This window comes from Chryseobacterium sp. LAM-KRS1 (genome assembly GCF_013184525.1).
GTDB classification, from domain to species: Bacteria; Bacteroidota; Bacteroidia; order Flavobacteriales; family Weeksellaceae; genus Chryseobacterium; species Chryseobacterium proteolyticum.
In genome coordinates this window covers 469,914-489,115 of sequence record NZ_JAAOIZ010000003.1, presented here as the reverse complement: position 1 = coordinate 489,115, position 19,202 = coordinate 469,914, and the positions used below count along the sequence as shown (strand labels likewise).

Genomic DNA, 19,202 nt, shown 5'->3' with positions numbered 1-19,202 from the left:
GTTTAAATAACATGAAAAAAATATTTTTAGCGATAATATCATCTGCGGCATTAATTTCTTGTCAACTGGATGATAATATTAGTCCTAATACGCCAACAGTTGAAAAGTTATCTCCAAGAAACTTATTGGCTGCAGCTGAGACAACTGCTTATACGGCACAAACAACAGGTATGTTTCAATTATCTAATATATGGATGAACTGTTGGGCAGGGAATATATATCAATTTGCCTCTCCTATGACAAGAGAATATCAAATGGATGTAGCAAGTAACTTTTATGGTGGAATCTGGAATGAAAATTATCTTGCTGCAGCAAATTCGGCTGCGATTATAAGAAATGAAAATGCGGCATCATTTCCTTTCCACACTGCGATAGCCAAGATTCTTCTTGCTAATTCTATGCAGTATATTGTGGATTTTTATGGTGATGCTCCTTATTCTCAAGCGTTTATGCAGCAGGAGAATATCTCTCCTAAGTATGATAAAGGAGAAGATATTTATAAAGATTTAGTAGTTAAGTTAAATGAAGCTATTAATACAATTGATAATGCTATTCCTACTGCTAATAATGGAGTAAATGCTAGTGAAGATGTTATTTTTGCGGGTGATATGAATCAATGGAAGAAATTTGCAAATACAATCAAATTGCGAATTCTTTTAAGGCAATCTAAAGTGACGGACCCTAGTATTGTACAATTTAGAAATGCTCAATTAGCTCAATTACAAGGGCAGGCCCTTGTAGATGCTGACGTTGTTATTAATCCTGGTTACAATAGCAGTGCTGCAGCTCAGCAAAATCCACTTTATAGACAATATGGGTATATCGTATATGATGGTAGTGCATTAAATACTAACGGATATGGATATTACGGTACTATTTCGGATCATTTAGCTAAGCTTTTAATTGGACATTCATCTAAACCAACGGCTGGGATAGTTGATCCGAGAGCTACAAAAGAATGGAGAGTAGCAGGAGGAACTATTAATGGATTGGTTCAAGGCGCTCCTCGTGATCCAAACATGAATGCATCTAATTATTCAAATTTAGGATGGAAATATTATGGTAATCCTGTAAATTCTTCCATGGATGGATATATGATGATGAAATCTGAATCTGAGTTCTTACAAGCTGAGGCAGCTGTTTTGTATCCTCAGTATTTTAGCAATGCTCAAGGACATTATACACAAGGGGTAACGGCTTCTTTTACGTTTTTTGGTTTAACAGGAGCTCAAGCAACAACTTATCTTAATGCATTGAATTCAAAAACTGTTGGATGGGCTGGGGCTGGCGATAAAATTGCAGCTATTCAGTATCAAAGATTAATTGCTTTAACACACGTAAGACCGGTAGAAACTTATATCAATTATATTAAGACTGGTTATCCGGAAACTCCTCTGGCTCTTACAGCGGTTCATCCTAATAAGCCATATAGATTAATTTATCCGACCACTGAGTATACAGGGAACTCTGCTAACGTTCCTAATATCACTCAAGCGGATGTTTTTGTAAAAAATCAATATACTCCGTTTTGGAATAGAAATTAATTCTAGAACAAATTTTTAATATATTTAAAACCGCCCAATGGCGGTTTTTTTAGTTTATTATTTCATAATTTATGCTAATATTAATAAATTAATTGAAAAGAAATATTATTATGCAAATCATTGGATCTGTATGATTGCTCATTTTTCTATCTTTTAAAATGTATTACTCTTTTTGTTATTTTTCCTAATTGTTTCATAAGTGTTTGTTTATTAGATAGTTGTTTTGTATTTCTTGTGTTTTTATTCCGTTTATATCACTTTTTATTGATTTAGTATAGTGTTTTTGTGGACTTGTTGTATTTCAATAATTATTTAAGCTATTGGTTAAGTGGTTTTCATTAAATGTTTAAATTTTAACAAAAATTAACTATTCAATGATGTTTATTTTTATTGATTATTGAAGTATTGTTAATTTTTTACTATTTTCTTTTGTGTTGTTAAGAAAGTTTTACAAATTTGTATTATCACAAAAATCAATTTAATATGAAGAAAATAACATCAGGTGTTCTGATTATGGTATTGTCCTCATCTATAGCTGTTGCCAATGCTCAGCAAAAGAAAAGTGACACTGTAAGAACGCAAGATATTGAAGGTGTTGTAGTGACAGCCCTCGGTATTAAAAGAGAAAAGAAATCTCTCGGTTATGCAACTCAAGAAGTAAAAGGAGATGCTGTAAATAAAAATCCTACCACCAACTTTCTAAACAACTTATCGGGTAAAGTAGCAGGTCTGGAAATTAAACAGAGTACAAACTTTGGGGGGTCTATAAACGTTGTTACAAGAGGGTATAAATCGCTCTTAGGAGATAATCAGGCTCTTTTTGTTGTAGATGGGGTTCCTATCCTAAATAAAAATATAAACACGGCCAATCAGGCGACTGGTGGTGGTGGGTATGATTACGGAAGCTCAGTTGCGGATATTAATCCAAATGATATCGAAACTTTAAATGTCCTTAAGGGAGCTGCAGCGACTGCTCTTTATGGTTCCAGGGCCCAAAATGGAGCTATTATTACAACTAAAAGAGGAAAGAAAAATAAGGAAGGTATAGGAATGGAGTTCTCAAGTTCCATTACTATGTCAACGGTTGACAGATCTACTTTCCCTAAATACCAAACACAGTATGGGCAAGGGTATACGGGTAACAGTTTTAGCAGTGCTTTATACCAGGGAAGTCCAAGGGTTGTTTTCGGAAATGATGCTTCTTACGGATCCGCATATGATGGTTCCATGGTTTGGCAATATGGAGCATTTATACCGGGTTCTCCAACTGAAGGACAAAGAACCCCTTGGCAAATCGCAAAAAATGGTCCTATTAAATTTTTTAATACTGGAACCAATTATGTAAATACCCTTTCCTTTAGTGGAGGTGATGAAAAAGCAACTTACCGATTGAGTTATGCAAATACTGATGCCACAGATATTATGCCTAATAGCTCCTTGATAAAAAATAACTTTAGTGGAAATGCATCATACAAACTCACAGATAAGTTAACGGCAAATTTTTATGCAAATTATGTAACTCAAAAAACAGTTGGGCGTAATACTACGGGGTATAATGATAATATTATGACCAATTTTAGACAGTGGTGGCCAACAAATGTTGATATAAATGATTTGCGAAATCTCTATATGGGATCGTATAAAAATTATACTTGGAACATGAAAAGTATTACGGACTTAACTCCGGCTTTTTGGGATAACCCTTATTTTCAGCGATACCAAAATTATCAGAATGATTCAAGAGATAGGTTTGCTGGAAATTTTAGTTTAAATTATGATGTTACAAAGGACATCAATTTACTGTTCCGTATGGGAAGAGATGGTTATACAATGATAACGGAAGACAGGAAAGCAGTAGGGTCTTATATTGGAAATGATTTTGGACTCAATGGAACTGTTGATCAACCTTCAGGTTATGCCACAAGTCAATATAAATTTTCTGAAACAAATTATGATTTCATTGGTACCTATAAAAAGAATATTACCGATGATTTCAATATTAATGCGTTGTTAGGAGGAAATATTAATGTTCAGAAAGTATATTCAAATCAACAATCGACCTCAGGAGGATTATACATTCCAGGTATTTATACAATCGCCAATTCAGCATCTTCCCCAGTTAGACCATTGATTTCAGATGTTTCCAAATATGTTTATGGTGCTTTTGCTCAGATTTCATTAGGTTATAAAAATACCTATTATTTAGAAGGGACATACAGGAGAGATCAGTCTACGGCATTGCCTGAAAATGATGCAGTGTACTGGTATCCATCATTATCTGCCAGTGTTGTATTTTCTAATCTTATCAATGCTAAATGGCTTAACTTTGGTAAGATTCGAGCTGCTTACGCTGAAGTGGGTTCAGATACTCAAGCTGATCAACTGTTGAATAGATATTTCAGCCAGCCTTCTTATGGAGATATTCCTGTTTATGCATACAATACAACGTTGAGAAATTTTGAATTAAGGTCTCAGAGTTTGAAAAATATAGAATTCGGAATTGAGGCAAGAATGTTTAAAAACCGTCTAGGCTTTGATGTTGCCTGGTTCCGTAATAAAGCCTTCGATCAAATTTTACCTTTACCAGTATCTTTTGCAAACGGAGCTATTGCTAAAACTCAAAATGCAGGAGAATTAACTACAAAGGGTTTTGAAGTATCCATTAATGCAACACCAATTAAAACAAGTAATTTTTCATGGGATCTTAATTTAAACTGGTCAAATCCATGGACAAAAGTTACGGCTCTTAGCCCGGGAATTGAAAATATAACGATGGGTAGATCACAGGGTGGTGTAAGTATTAATGCTCCTTTAAATGGAGATTATGGTTCAATCTGGACTTCTGATTATGTGAGAGATTCGAATGGACAACCAATTGTTGGTGCAAATGGAGCTTATTTAGTTACGGATACGCCGACATATAATCAGGGAAGTTTTCAGGCGAAGTGGACTGCAGGTTTAAATAATACAATTAGCTATAAGAACTTTTCATTAAGTTTTTTAATTGATTGGAAAAAAGGAGGTAAGGTATATTCATTAGATCAGTTCTATGGATATGGAACAGGTGTTTATCCTGATTCTGTAGGAATAAATGATCTTGGAAATCCAATTCGAAATACTTTAGCAAATGGTGGAGGGGTCATACTACCAGGTGTAATGCAAGATCCTAATAACCCAGGTAGCTATATTCCAAATACAATAAGATTGGATAAATCACAATCAAGCCAGGTACTGGGAACAGATCTTCCGGGAGCTGCTTTTGTTTATGATGCCAGCTTTATAAAATTAAGAGAGGTTTCTATCACCTATAGATTTGATAAAGATTTTTTCAATTCTAAATTTATACAGGGAATGTCAGTGAGTTTAATTGGGAATAATCTATGGATTATGCATAAGAATTTACCATATTCAGATCCGGAAGCAGGGCTGTCTTCAGGTAATATTCAAGGGTATCAATCTGGTCCTATGCCAGCAACAAGAAACATTTCGTTTAATGTAAAAGTTAATTTTTAAAGAATATGAAAAAATATATAATAACACCAATATTAGCTCTTTTATTTGTAGGATGTACAACGGGAGATGATGTAAATTTGGATCCACATGCAGCTTATAATACGACTCAGGAGTCTTTAGTTACTTTTGCACAAAAAGAACTTAGTGATTACATGAATACGCCAAGTGTAAATGAGAATAATTTCAGATTGACGATGCAATACTGGCAGGAAACGATTTATGTGAATGAAAGTAATTATGATTTTACCAATCGGAATGTATCCAATAATGTCTGGACTGATAATTATGTAAATGTTTTGAAAAACTTAGACCAGGCAGAGCAGATAATTAAAGCATATGTACCACCACCTTCGGAATTGTCTACCTGGCCTGCAAAAAAAACAAATCAATTGGCTATAGTGGATATGATGAAGATCTATACTTATCAGGTATTGGTTGATACTTACGGAGATATTCCTTATACGCAAGCTTTAAATATTGATGTATATCCTCTTCCTAAATATGATAAAGCATCTGATATTTATTCTTCTCTGATAAGTAAATTAGAAACTGATTTAAATAATTTAGTTGTTGGAGGAAGCTCGTTTGCTTCCGGAGATATCTTTTATAAAGGGAATAACGCACAATGGAAAAAGTTCGGAAATTCACTGCTTTTAAAATTGGGAATCGCTCTTGCAGATGTTAATCCTGCCTTGGCTCAATCAACAGTTAACAAGGCGATTACTGGTGGAGTATTGGCTTCTTCTCTGGATGATTGTAAATTTCAATATTTAGCAGCATCTCCAAATGAGAACCCTATGTTTCAAGAAACAGGCTCAAGAGATGACTTTATTGCAGGTAAAACGTTGGTAGATTATATGAATAACTCTAATGATGCGAGAATTGCTAAGTACTATACTGATGTTGATGGTAATTATGTAGGTCAGGTTATTGGGGCACCTGGTGAGTTTTCTGAATTCTCGAATGCTGGTGAATTTGCCTATACTGCAACTACTCCTGGTGTTATTTTAAGCTATACAGAGGTTGCCTTCTATCTTGCTGAAGCTGCTGCAAGATGGGGTATAGGCGGAAATCCTGCTACTTTATATGGTGAAGCAATCACTGCTTCCTTTACTGAATGGGGTGTGGGTGCTGACGCAGCTGCATATATAGCTGCTCATCCTTATGATGCGTCCAACTGGAAGAAGTCTATTGGTGAGCAGGCGTGGGTAGCTATGTATAATCAGGCAGTAACTTCGTGGAATTTCTATAGAAGATTAGATTATCCACAGTTAGTTGCGCCCGCAACTGCAATTCCAAATGCTAATGGAAAAGTACCGGTAAGACTTCAGTATCCGGCTGCAGAGGCGACAACGAATGGTACGAACTACGCTGCAGCAAGTGCTGCAATTGGCGGTGACAGGCTTACCACAAAACTTTTCTGGGATAAATTTTAAACTAAGAAATGCAATAGATAAAATAGCTGGAATTTATTCCGGCTATTTTTTTTACAAATCATCTGATCTGATTTAAACTATAATGTTTTTTTTATTCTAAATTTCAGAGAATGATGAATTATTTAAGGTTATAGGGAGAAAAATAAATTATGTAATGCATAATAATTATCGTTTGATTACTTCATAATGAGTACTTAATATATAGCTTATAAAGATTAGTGTTTATTTTTTGTTCTTTTTTAATTATATGATATACAGTTGTTTGTGTATTTATTTTGAATTTTTTCATACATAAATATCACCAATTAATGATTTAGTATGGCCTTTTAATAGACTGATTCTATTTTTGTAATTAATACAGGTTATAATTATCTATATTTTGTTAAAAAGCATTTTTTTAACATATTTGATGTGTTTCTGTTCATTAATTTTTGTTAATTTTTGTCTAATCGTTACTTTTTCGTCTATTTCTTTTGTGTTGTAGAAAAAGTTTTACAAATTTGTAACGCTAAAAATAATTTGATATGAAGAAAGTAACTACGGGTATCCTTATACTGGTGTTATCTTCATCCCTAGCTGTTATAAACGCTCAGCAAAAGAAGAAGAATGATACGGTAAAGACCCAGGACATTGAGGGAGTCGTTGTGACTGCCTTGGGTATTAAGAGAGAGAAAAAGTCTTTGGGGTATGCTTCCCAGGAGATTAAAGCGAGTGCACTCTCCGATGGTACTACAAATACGGGTAATATTGCAGCTCAGTTATCTGGAAAGGTTGCTGGTCTTAATGTTACTACCAATAATAATTTTGGAGGGTCCTCAAACCTGCTTATCAGGGGGATGAAAACATTAGGAGGAGGTAACCCGCTAATTGTTATTGACGGATCGCCTGTTAATAACTCCAACACTCAGGAAAAAAATATTGATTATGGTAATGCTCTTTCTGATATCAATCAGGACGACATCGAATCGATCAATGTATTAAAAGGAGCAGCAGCGTCCGCATTATATGGAGAAAGAGGATTAAATGGGGTTATTGTTATCACAACCAAAAATGGAAAAGGAAAGGATGATGGGTCTTGGGGAATTACACTTTCATCTGCTATACAAGTAGGATTTATTGATAAATCCACCTTCCCTGAATATCAGACAAGATATGGAGCAGGTTATTCTCAAAAGTTTGGATCGCAGGCAGCAGATGGTCTTAATAATGCTAATTATGGAGCTGATGCATCATGGGGCCCAAAATTTGACCCCAATCTAATGGTTTACCAATGGGATTCTTTTGATCCAACTTCTCCTAACTATAAAAAAGCGACACCATGGGTGGCTGCAAAAAATGGACCTATTAAATTTTTCGAGAACCCTGCCACATACATTAATAGCGTAACACTGGAAAAAGGACAAAAGGGGAAAAACATAAGCTTTACCTACGAAAATATGATGTCCGATGGTTTAATGCCTAACTCTCATCTCAACAAAAATAATCTTTCCCTAAAAATTAATTACGATCTGACTCCAAAATTGCATTCCACTTTTTATTCTACAATGACTTTGCAGGATACTAAAGGTAGAAGTATTACAGGATATTCAAATAATACAGCAACAGGTTTCAGACAATGGTGGCAAACTAACGTAGATGTGACCGATCTAGAAAGGGCTTATTTTGCAAATGTTGACCCTAGTGTTGCCAGTGCTGCAAATAATTATGGAAATGTTACCTGGAGTAGAAAATCGGCCGCTGATGGACGACCTGCATATTGGAATAACCCATATTTCCAGGCCTATCAAAATTATACATCAGATAAAAGATATAGAAACTTTACTTACGCACAGTTAAATTATGATTTATTAGATAATATTTCTATTACTGGAAAGGTTTCATATGACAGATCAAATCTTTTAGCAGAGAATAGATTAGCTGTTGGATCTTTACCACAGGCTTTCGGGCAATCAAATAATTCTATTGGTTCAGGTTACGCGAGACGTGATGTGTTAAGAACAGAGACCAATTATGATTTAATGGTAAATTATAAATTTGATATTACTGATAATATTAATGTTTCCGGGGTTGTGGGTGGAAATATTCGAAGAAATTACTATAATTCTGTGTATGCTTCAACAGAGGGTGGATTAATCGTTGCTGGGATCTATGCATTATCAAATTCTAAAAAATCACCATTAGCATCAGATGAAACTGAATATACCACACAAACTAATTCAGGATACGTTACTGCTTCATTTGATTTTTATAAAAAATTCTACGTGGATGCAACATGGAGAATAGATCAGAGTTCAACATTATTAGCTGGTAATAATGTATACAATTACCCTTCAGTAACCGGCTCTTTAATCATGTCGGAAATTCTTAATACGAAAAACTGGATGAACTTTTGGAAATTAAGAGCAAACTACGCAGAGGTAGGAGGTACGGCAGATCCTTATCAATTAGTTAATAATTATAGAGCCTCTGGAATCTTATCTGGAATAGGAATATATAATCCGATTATCAATCAGCCTTTTCTTAATTTACAACCTCAAAGAGCTAAAGAATTTGAGATCGGAACAGAAGCTCATTTTTTAAAGGATAGAATAACGCTTGACTTTGCTTACTATAAAACAAGAACTATAAATCAGATTCTTTCACCACTTCCTACATCGGCAGCTATTGGGTATTTAGGTAAAGTATTCAATGCAGGTAGAATTGATAATAGTGGAGTTGAAGTACAGCTAGGATTGGTTCCAATAAAATCTAAAGATTTTACATGGAATATTGATGCAAACTGGTCAAAAAATAAGAACCAGGTTGTAAGTATATATCCAGGAATTTCTAATCTTTTAGTAAATAGTTTCCAGGGTGGTGTTTCTTTAAATGCAAGAGAAGGAGAAGCTTGGGGCACCTTGGTTGGTGCTGATTACACATATTTAAACGGACAAAAAGTTATTGATCCTAAAACAGGTAAATATTTACAAAATCCTAATCAGATCATTGGTAACACGACACCTGATTGGATTGGAGGAATTAGAAATAGCTTCAGTTATAAAGGATTCTCCTTGAGTTTCTTGATCGATATGCGAAAAGGAGGTGATGTATTTTCAACGGATATGTATTACGGCCTTTCTTCAGGTCTTTATAAAGAAACAGCTGTCGGAGATTACAGGGATAAGCCTATTGTTCTGCCGGGAGTTCTTCCTGATGGCAGCCCAAATACTATTGCTTTATCGCCGGTTGATAACAATGGATCTATGGGATACAAAACACAACCGGCAAGCGCCTTTGTTTATGATGGATCTTTCATCAAGCTAAGAGAAGCAAGCATCGGATATATGCTTCCTAAATCTCTGTTAGCAGGGACTAAAATCTATGATGCTAAAATTTCAATAGTTGGAAGGAATTTGTGGATTATTCACAAAAATTTGCCATATGCTGATCCTGAGGCGATGGTAGGTGGAGGCCTTAACTCTTATGGGTGGTCTATCGGTTCGATGCCAACAACAAGAGATATTGGTGTTAATGTAACATTTAAATTCTAAATTACTTTACAAATGAAAAATATTATAAAACTAGGTTTGGTATCTGTATGTATTGGGTTGACTTTAAGTTCATGTCAAAGTGATTTAACGTCTCTTAACGATGATCCTAAGCATCCTTCAGTTCTTCCATCTGATAATTTGCTAGCTACTGCAATGTATCAATCTTCCTACTATATGGATAATCCAAGTGTAAATTTTAATAATTACAGATTTTTTACACAGCAGTGGGCTGAAACTCAATATCCAGATGAAACTCAGTATAATTTAGTGACTCGTAATCAGCCTCGTAACCATTTTAATAGGATGTATGTTTACAGTATTAATAACCTGAGACAAGCAAAATTGAATCTGAAAAACGAGGTGGAGACAGACGATATCAGAACAAATAAACTAGCAACGCTGGAAATTGAAGAGATTTTTATCTGGGAAAATTTGGTGGATACTTATGGTGATGTTCCTTATTCAGAAGCATTTAAGCCTGATGAAATTCTAACTCCGAAATATGATGACGCGAAAACAATTTATCTTGATTTGATTAACAGAATCGATGCTGTTACAGCTACCATAAAGCCTGCATCAACTGGTTATGCTGATCTGGTTTACGGAGGTAACATGGCCAAATGGAAAAAATTTGCTAATTCTATTAAACTAAGACTAGGGATGAATTTAGCAGATGTTGATCCTACATTATCAAAAACTACGGTTGAATCTGCAATTGCTAGTGGTGTTATTTCTTCAGATGATGAAGCCTACAAGTTTAAATATGATGGAAATACTTTTTCAAATCCCGTATTTGATAATTTAGTGGCTTCCAACAGAAATGACTTCTTACCTAGCGAATTGGTAGTGAATACGATGAAAAACTTATCAGATCCAAGAATGGATGTATGGTTTACAAAAGTTGCAGGTGCTTATAAAGGAGGTGTTTTTGGTGAGTTAAATGATCCATATACTAATTTTTCTCAATTAGGTCCCTATTTTAGATCTGCAACTGCTTCGTCGAATTTATTGAGCTATGCAGAAGTTGCTTTTCTTAAAGCGGAAGCAGCTGCCAGAAATTATTCAGCTGGGGGTACAGCAGTAGATCTTTATACAGCTGCTGTTACAGAATCTTTAAGAGAGAATGGTGTTAGTACTGCTAATATAGCAACATATCTGGCAACTAATCCTTACAATGCGGCTAACTGGAAGCAATCGATTGGAGTTCAGGCATGGATTGCCATGTTTAATAAAGGATTTGCCAGTTGGAACTTTACAAGACGCTTAGATAATCCAATTCTTGTGAACCCTCCAAAATCAAACTTGTCTTCTGTACCATACAGAATGCCTTATTCCGATCAGGAATATGTATTAAACGGTGCAAATGTGAAGGCAGCTGCGAATAAAATTGGTGGCGATAAAGCAACTACAAAATTATTCTGGGACAAGTTTTAATAATATATTTAAGATTCATATTAAACAATACTTTGTGTCAAAATGGTCGGGATTTATCCCGGCCATTTCGTTTTTTACCAATTAATAGTAATGAACATACAAGATGTAAATCATATTGTCAGATTATAACTATTTTAAAATAAAAGATGTTAATTTTCGCTCTTTTTGTAATGTATATATCCAATTTGATATTCTTTTTTACAGGGATATGCTAATTTTTAGCTTACTTATATTTATTTATTTGCTAATTTTTGGTTTAAAATATTAACAAAATAATGGATTAATTTCATTGTTTTTGAGTAATCGGTAATTTTGTGTCGTTTTCTTTTGTCTTGTTAATTAAAGTTTAACAAATTTGTGAGGCTAAAAAATTAATTATATATGAAGAAAACTACTGCTGGTGTTCTCTTACTTGTATTGTCTTCATCCCTAGCTGTGTCATATGCACAAAAAGGGAAAAGTGATACAGTAAGAACACAAAACATTGAAGGAGTTGTTGTTACCGCTCTTGGAATTAAAAGAGAGAAAAAATCCTTAGGATATTCAACACAGGAAGTGAAGGGAGACCAGATTTCCGCAGTACCTGTAGCTAATGTCTCAGATGCATTAGCAGGGCAAGTTGCAGGTTTAAACATTACTCAGTCTGGCACAATGGGAGGATCCACCAATATGGTTATACGAGGCATTAAATCATTAACCTCAAGTAATCAGGCATTAATTGTAATTGATGGAACACCAATTAACAATGAAACATTTAATCAAAGTGGGATTAGCTCCGGAGGTGGAGGGTACGATTATTCCAATGGATTAGCAGATCTTAATGCTAATGATATTGAAAGTGTCAATGTATTGAAAGGTGCGGCGGCAAGTGCTTTGTACGGATCAAGGGGGATGAATGGTGTGGTCATGATTACGACAAAAAAGGGAAGAAAGAGCAGAAAAATTGGAATAGAATTTAACAGCTCAACAACTTTAGGATTTGTGGATAAGTCTACACTTCCAAAGTATCAACATGAATATGGTGGTGGCTACACAGGGAATTCTTTTTATAGTGGTGACATTAAAGGGAATGGTGTTGTGGAGAATAATATTGTTTACACCTATGATGATGCTTCTTTCGGAACCCGTTTTGATCCTAATCTTTATGTTTATAATTGGGATTCCCAATATCCTCAATTACCGGGATACCTTAAGACTACTCCCTGGGTAGCAGGGAAAGATCCTAATTCGATCTGGAATACCGCAGCAACATATCAAAATTCCATTGCCTTTTCTGCAGGAAATGAAAAAGGAAAATATAGATTGGGATATACCAATTTTCTACAAGAGGGAGCTTTGGATAATAGCGAAATAAGAAAAAATACAATTGACTTTTCCGCGGACTATAATTTTACAGAGAAGCTTAATATTTTTGGTAATATAAATTATATAAATACTAACGGGAGGGGAAGAGTATACACAGGATATGAATCCAGAAATCCTATGCAGGGATTCAGGCAGTGGTGGAATATGTCTGTAGACATGGATAAGCAAAGAGAAGCCTACAACCTTACAGGTCAAAATATAACCTGGAATATTAAAGATTATACAAAGCAAGAAGTAGGATATACGGATAATTATTTCTTTAATAGAAACCAGAATTATCAGTCAGATACAAGAAATAGATATTTCGGAAACTTTGGATTTAACTATAAGATTACTGATTGGATAAGTTTTATGGGAAGATATGCATTTGATACTTTCGACGAGCTTAGGCAGGAAAGAGTAGCAACCGGTTCATCTAATCAGGGGCGTCTTAGTAACGGCGGTAAAGGTGAATATTATTTTATGACCCACAAGGTTTATGAAATGAATTATGATGCTATTTTAAACATTAATAAAAATTTGGGAGCAGATTTTAATTTGAATGGAAATGTAGGTTTTAATCTTAGAAGAAATGGAAGGTATGGTAATTCAGGACTAACCAATGGAGGCCTAAAGGTACCTGGGTTATATTCTATCACAAACAGTGCGGAACCCTTGACAGAAGTGAATGTTGGCGATTTCGATGAAAATAAAAGTGTTGACGGAATCTTTGCCCAGGCTAGTTTAGGATATAAAAATATGTTATTCTTAGACGGATCTATTAGAAGAGATAGATCATCAACCTTGCCAATTAGTAACAATACATACTGGTATCCTTCTGGTTCTGTAAGCTTTGTTTTTTCTGAACTTTTAGCTAGTAAGAATAAAATTAGCTTTGGTAAAGTTCGATTCAATTATGCAGTGGTAGGGAATGATACAGGACCTTATAATTTATTAAATACTTATCCTTTTAATCCTGCATTTAACGGGTCTTTCAATGCTAGTGCAAGAGATGTAGCGGCAAATCCAAATCTAAAACCTGAAATGCTGGATGAGATGGAAGCAGGTTTAGAAATGGGTTTCTTTAAAAATAGAATAAGTTTTGATGTTTCGGTTTACCAACAGAAAACCAAGGATCTGATTACCCCAACCAATATTTCAGGAGCATCAGGTTTTACAAGCAGATGGATAAATGCAGGTGATATTGAAAACAGAGGTATTGAAACAAGGTTAACTGTTGTCCCAATAAAAACTACTAAATTTTCCTGGGAAGTTACTGCCAACTGGTCTAAAAACAAATCAAAGGTTACTAAGATTTATGGAGAAACAGATTTCTTACCATTTGCTTCAATGTGGAATGTTACTTCCGGAGCAATGTTGGGAGAATCTACTGGGACTATCAGAGGAACTAATTATGTTTACCTAAATGGGCAACGTGTAGTTGATAGTAATGGTAAATATATGATAAGCACAAATCCACAAGAAAAAATTGGTGATGCAGTGCCGGATTGGAGAGGAAGTATTATCAATACAATCCGATATAAAAATTTAAGTTTAAGCTTTTTAATTGATGTGAAGAAGGGAGGTGATGTGTATTCGCAAGATATGGCATTTGGTCTTGCTACAGGATTGTACAAAGAAACAGCAGGACTTAATGATCTGGGTAATCCTTTAAGAAATACCCTTGCAAATGGAGGTGGAGTTATTTTGCCAGGAGTGAAGGCTGACGGAACACCTAATGATATAAGGGCTGGCTTTACAAACTATAGAAATCCATATGGCTACTATGGTGGACCAGAGGCAATGCATGTTTATGATGGCTCATTTGTAAAGCTTAGAAATGTAACAATTTCCTATAAATTACCTAAAGAAACTTTTGGAAATTCTTTCATTGACAGCATGACACTTTCTTTAATTGGACGGAATCTATGGATTATTCATAAGAATTTACCGTACGCCGATCCCGAAGCCTTAATGAGTTCAGGAAATGCATTAGGTTTTCAAAATGGAGCACATCCATCTATGAGAGAAATTGGTGCAAGTATAAAAGTTGAATTTTAAAGTTAAGAAAATGAAAAAAATAATTATAGGCTCATTCTTAAGCTTATCCCTGTTTTCATGTACTAATGAAGACTACGAAAATTTAAATAAAGATCCGAAAAATCCTGCAGAAGTTCCCGGGAGTTTTCTTTTTACAAATGGGGTGAAAAGCCTTTTTGATCAAATGGGTAATACCAATGTTAATCGAAATGTATTCCGGTTGTTTGCTCAGCAATGGACACAGACTCAGTATGTCGATGAAACCAATTATAGTATAAGAAACAGAAGTATTCCGGATAATCATTGGAACATTCTTTATACTAAAGTTCTTTATAATTTAAAGCAAGCCAAGGAATCTATTAATAAAGATCCTAAACTTACATTGGGACAGAAAAAAAATCAGACTGCCTACATTTCAATCATTGAGGTTTATACGTGGCAGCAATTGGTTGATCTATTTGGAAATGTTCCTTACTCACAAGCATTACAAGGGGTAGAAGGAACTTTACCTGCTTATGATGATGCTTTTACTATTTATAAAGACCTGTTATTAAAGATAACAAAAGCTTATAGCGATATTGATCCTAAGTCGACTGGTTTTGAAAAAGATTTTGTTTTTGATGGAGACCATACCAAATGGAAAAAATTAGCTGCTTCAATAAGATTCAAACTTGCTATGAGAATAGCAGATGCCGATCCTTCATTATCAAAGACGGAAGCAGAAGCCGCTTTCACACAAGGGCTCATCTCTTCTAATCAGGATAACTTTATTCTAAGGTACGAAAGTAATATTGCTAATGCTAATCCATTGTATGCTGATCTGGTTTTAAGCGGAAGACAGGACTTTGTTCCTGCGGATACCTTCGTAGACTACCTAAATGATTTACAGGACCCAAGAAGGAATGTATTTTTTGACAATAATAAAACTCCTTATGTTGGAGGTATTTATGGAAGTTTTAATACCTATACAGATTACAGCCATATCGGGAAAGTTTTTTTTAATCCTGACCTTAAAGGAGATTTAATGGATTATTCCGAAATCTCATTTCTACTTGCTGAAGCGAAAGAGAGAGGCTATAATGTCCCTTTACCTGCAGCGGCTTATTATACACAAGCGATTACTGCAAATATGCAGTACTGGGGCATAGATTCTGTGGATATAGCGGCTTATCTTGCTAAGGCTAATGTAAATTATGCTACAGCATCTGGCACATGGAAGCAAAAAATTGGTAAGCAATTCTGGATTGCGATGTATAATAGAGGATTCGAAGCTTGGACTGTATGGAGAAAATATGATGCTCCTGCTTTAAGATTACCTGCAGCAACAAAAGCACCTGTGCCAAACAGGTTTACTTATCCTGTACGTGAAACTACTTTGAATGGAAGTAATTATAATCAGGCAGCAGCTGCAATTGGAGGAGATCATTTACAAACAAAGTTATTCTGGGATAAATTTTAACACCTTAATATATTTCACATTCATGTTAGGCCGCCTTCGGGCGGTTTTTTTATTTCCGTATATTTGTACTTCAAAATTTTGAAATGAATCACCTCAGAAGTGTTTCATTTGCTCATGATTTGTTACAGCTAGTATTATAGCGGAAAAATAAAAATAATTACATGAATATTAAAGATATAATAGAGGAAAAACTTTCGGAGGTCATTTTGAATGTATATCAGTTGAAAGATATCAACCTTGAAGTTCAGGAAAATAAAACTGAATATGAAGGAGATTTTACAATTGTCACTTTTCCATTGGTAAAGCAGTTGAAAAAAAATCCAGAAAGTATCGGAGTAGAATTGGGAGAATCACTTACTGCACAGACTGACTTGTTCGAAAGCTTTAACGTTATTAAAGGATTTTTGAACGTAAAGGTTAAAAACCAATTCTTTGTAGATCAGTTCAAATCAATAAGTGAAGACTTTTCAAATATTGATAAGAAAAATGCTACAGTTATGGTGGAATATTCTTCGCCAAACACCAATAAACCTCTTCACCTGGGGCATATCAGAAATAATTTGTTAGGGTTTTCTGTGGCCCAGATTTTAAAAGAGGCCGGATATGATGTGATCAAGTCGCAGATCATTAATGACAGGGGAATTCATATTTGTAAATCAATGCTGGCTTGGGAAAAATTTGGAAATGGAGAAACTCCTGAGACCACTCATACCAAGGGAGATAAGTTCGTTGGAAACTATTATGTAGAATTTGATAAAAACTATAAAAAAGAAATCTCTGATCTTGTAGAACGGGGAATAGAAGAGGATCAGGCTAAAAAAGAAGCTCCTTTGATGAAAGAAGCTCAAAAAATGTTGCAGGATTGGGAAAACGGTGATGAGAAGGTAAGAAGTTTATGGGCAGAAATGAACAGCTGGGTGTATAAAGGTTTTAATGAAACCTATAAAAGATTGGGAGTTGATTTTGACCAGGTTCAATACGAAAGCAATACTTATATTTTAGGTAAAGATCTTATTCAGGAAGGACTTGATAAAGGGATTTTGTATCAGAAAGAAGACGGATCGGTTTGGTGTGACCTGACGGATGAGGGATTGGATCAAAAACTTTTATTGCGTTCGGATGGAACATCAGTTTATATGACCCAGGATTTGGGAACGGCAGTAGAACGATTCAAGCAGAATGATATTAAGAAACTAATTTATACTGTAGGGAATGAGCAGGATTATCATTTCCAGGTGTTGTTCAAGATATTGAAAAAACTGGGTTATGCGTGGGCTGATCAGTTGTTCCACTTATCATATGGAATGGTGGAACTTCCGGAAGGAAAAATGAAATCCCGTGAAGGAACTGTAGTGGATGCTGATGATCTGATGCAGGAAATGTACGAAACTGCTAAATCAAAGGCTCAGGAATTAGGAAAACTTGAAACGCTTTCGGATCAAGAAAGAGAATCTTCTTATGAAACTGTTGGGTTAGGTGCATTGAAGTATTTTATGCTTAAAGTAGATCCAAAGAAAAAAATGCTATTTAATCCGGCGGATAGTGTTGATTTCAATGGAAACACGGGACCATTCATTCAGTATACATATGCCCGTATTCAGTCCTTATTGTCAAAAGCTAACTATGAATATAAAGAAGCTTCTGCAGTAGAGCTGAATGAATTTGAAAAAGAGCTAATCATGTTACTGGCGAATTATAAAACTATTGTAGAAAGAGCTGCCGAGGCATTAAGTCCTGCTCTTGTCGCTAATTACGTTTATGATTTGGTAAAATCTTATAATTCATTTTATCAGAATCAAAGTACACCGATTGTAAAACTTGAAGAAGGAGATTTAAAACAAACCCGTTTAAATTTATCTGATCTGACGGCAAAAACTATAAAAAAATCTTTAGGGTTACTGGGAATAGGAACCGTAAACAGAATGTAAAATATAAGCCTTCCGGATTCGGGAGGCTTTTTTATTAAGTTTGTTGGTTTTGTTTTGATACATCTCTGTGACTGTCTTCATATAATTTTGCATCGCTCCATTTGGCATGTTTGGAAGGAACAATTTTATAGCCTTTTTTGTAAGAGTATACTTTAGTGAATTCAGCTCCGAAAAATATCAACATGCAGGAATAATTAATCCACATCATAATAAGGATCACAGTTCCTGCCGTTCCAAAGGTTGAGGTTGGTTTGAAATTACTGAAGTACAGGCTTAATAAAAATTTACCCAATGTAAATAAAATAGTTGTTAAAATTGCACCTTTCCATACAGGTTTCCAGCTGATCTGTACATCCGGGAGAAATTTGAACATCAAAGCAAATAGAAGCATAACGAGCGCAAAGCCAACAGCAAAATTGACCAGTTCAACCAGCATATACGTCTCGAACCCGAAATAATTGGTGATCCATGTATTAAAAAGGCTAATCGCTGATGAAAGAATCATAGTGATCATTAATAAAAACCCAAGAATAAGGATCATTCCAAGTGAGTTCGCTCTATCAAGAAGAAATTTGATCAATGCTTTTTTGGGTGCTGATTGAACATCCCAAAGAGTGTTTAACGAATGTTGCAGCTGAAAAAATAAAGTAGTAGAACCAAAAACCAAAGAACCGATCCCTACTGCTTTCATGAAAATATTCTGCTTATCGATCAATGCTCCGGCAATCATATTTTCTACACTTTTAGCAACATCTTCCCCCATTAATCCGCTGATTTGAGTACTGATCTGCCCGCGGATGGCTTCTTCACCAAAAAAGTTTCCGGCTATCCAGATAATAATAATTAATAGTCCCGGGATTGAAAAAATAGCATAATAAGCTAGGCTTGCCGAATCCCTTGATGCGGTTGAACTATTCCATTCACTAAACGTTTCTTTTAAAACTTCCCAGAAAAATTTTATATTATTGATCATA

At 34.9% G+C, this 19,202-nt stretch carries 9 protein-coding genes; 8 read left to right on the top strand and 1 reads right to left on the bottom strand.

Going from position 1 to position 19,202, the window contains the following annotated elements; translation table 11 throughout:
• Window positions 1–11 precede the first annotated feature (11 nt).
• From G9C87_RS09655 to argS, 8 genes are all read left to right on the top strand, one after another.
• A complete protein-coding gene (locus tag G9C87_RS09655; protein ID WP_172280500.1) occupies window positions 12–1,544 on the top strand; it encodes a SusD/RagB family nutrient-binding outer membrane lipoprotein in 1,533 nt (510 codons plus the stop codon).
• Window positions 1,545–2,027: 483 nt separating this feature from the next.
• Complete coding sequence (locus tag G9C87_RS09650) at window positions 2,028–5,057, top strand: SusC/RagA family TonB-linked outer membrane protein (protein WP_172280498.1); 3,030 nt, start codon at window positions 2,028–2,030, stop codon at window positions 5,055–5,057.
• 5 nt (window positions 5,058–5,062) lie between these two features.
• Window positions 5,063–6,493, top strand: a complete 1,431-nt coding sequence (locus G9C87_RS09645) for a SusD/RagB family nutrient-binding outer membrane lipoprotein (RefSeq protein WP_172280496.1) — start codon at window positions 5,063–5,065, stop codon at window positions 6,491–6,493.
• A gap of 524 nt (window positions 6,494–7,017) precedes the next feature.
• A complete protein-coding gene (locus tag G9C87_RS09640; RefSeq protein WP_172280494.1) occupies window positions 7,018–10,023 on the top strand; it encodes a SusC/RagA family TonB-linked outer membrane protein in 3,006 nt (1,001 codons plus the stop codon).
• 12 nt (window positions 10,024–10,035) lie between these two features.
• Window positions 10,036–11,457, top strand: a complete 1,422-nt coding sequence (locus G9C87_RS09635) for a SusD/RagB family nutrient-binding outer membrane lipoprotein (protein WP_172280492.1) — start codon at window positions 10,036–10,038, stop codon at window positions 11,455–11,457.
• 381 nt (window positions 11,458–11,838) lie between these two features.
• A complete protein-coding gene (locus G9C87_RS09630) occupies window positions 11,839–14,862 on the top strand; it encodes a SusC/RagA family TonB-linked outer membrane protein (RefSeq protein WP_172280490.1) in 3,024 nt (1,007 codons plus the stop codon).
• A gap of 10 nt (window positions 14,863–14,872) precedes the next feature.
• Window positions 14,873–16,300, top strand: coding sequence for a SusD/RagB family nutrient-binding outer membrane lipoprotein (locus tag G9C87_RS09625; RefSeq protein WP_172280488.1), 1,428 nt, complete (start codon window positions 14,873–14,875; stop codon window positions 16,298–16,300).
• A 161-nt stretch (window positions 16,301–16,461) separates the two neighbouring features.
• Window positions 16,462–18,228 (top strand): arginine--tRNA ligase, encoded by a 1,767-nt coding sequence (gene argS, locus G9C87_RS09620; protein ID WP_172280486.1) that lies wholly within the window; start codon window positions 16,462–16,464, stop codon window positions 18,226–18,228.
• Between the two features lie 34 nt (window positions 18,229–18,262).
• Here the strand turns inward: argS and G9C87_RS09615 are convergent, their stop codons facing one another.
• Complete coding sequence (locus G9C87_RS09615) at window positions 18,263–19,201, bottom strand: YihY/virulence factor BrkB family protein (RefSeq protein ID WP_172280484.1); 939 nt, start codon at window positions 19,199–19,201, stop codon at window positions 18,263–18,265.
• Between the last annotated feature and the right edge of the window lies 1 nt (window position 19,202).

Excerpts from the sequence above, each read along its gene's own strand:
- G9C87_RS09655 (WP_172280500.1), top strand. The coding sequence starts at position 12 with ATGAAAAAAATATTTTTAGCGATAATATCATCTGCGGCATTAATTTCT.
- G9C87_RS09630 (WP_172280490.1), top strand. The coding sequence starts at position 11,839 with ATGAAGAAAACTACTGCTGGTGTTCTCTTACTTGTATTGTCTTCATCC.
- G9C87_RS09645 (WP_172280496.1), top strand. The coding sequence starts at position 5,063 with ATGAAAAAATATATAATAACACCAATATTAGCTCTTTTATTTGTAGGA.
- G9C87_RS09635 (WP_172280492.1), top strand. The coding sequence starts at position 10,036 with ATGAAAAATATTATAAAACTAGGTTTGGTATCTGTATGTATTGGGTTG.
- argS (WP_172280486.1), top strand. The coding sequence starts at position 16,462 with ATGAATATTAAAGATATAATAGAGGAAAAACTTTCGGAGGTCATTTTG.
- G9C87_RS09625 (WP_172280488.1), top strand. The coding sequence starts at position 14,873 with ATGAAAAAAATAATTATAGGCTCATTCTTAAGCTTATCCCTGTTTTCA.
- G9C87_RS09615 (WP_172280484.1), bottom strand. The coding sequence starts at position 19,201 with ATGATCAATAATATAAAATTTTTCTGGGAAGTTTTAAAAGAAACGTTT.
- G9C87_RS09640 (WP_172280494.1), top strand. The coding sequence starts at position 7,018 with ATGAAGAAAGTAACTACGGGTATCCTTATACTGGTGTTATCTTCATCC.
- G9C87_RS09650 (WP_172280498.1), top strand. The coding sequence starts at position 2,028 with ATGAAGAAAATAACATCAGGTGTTCTGATTATGGTATTGTCCTCATCT.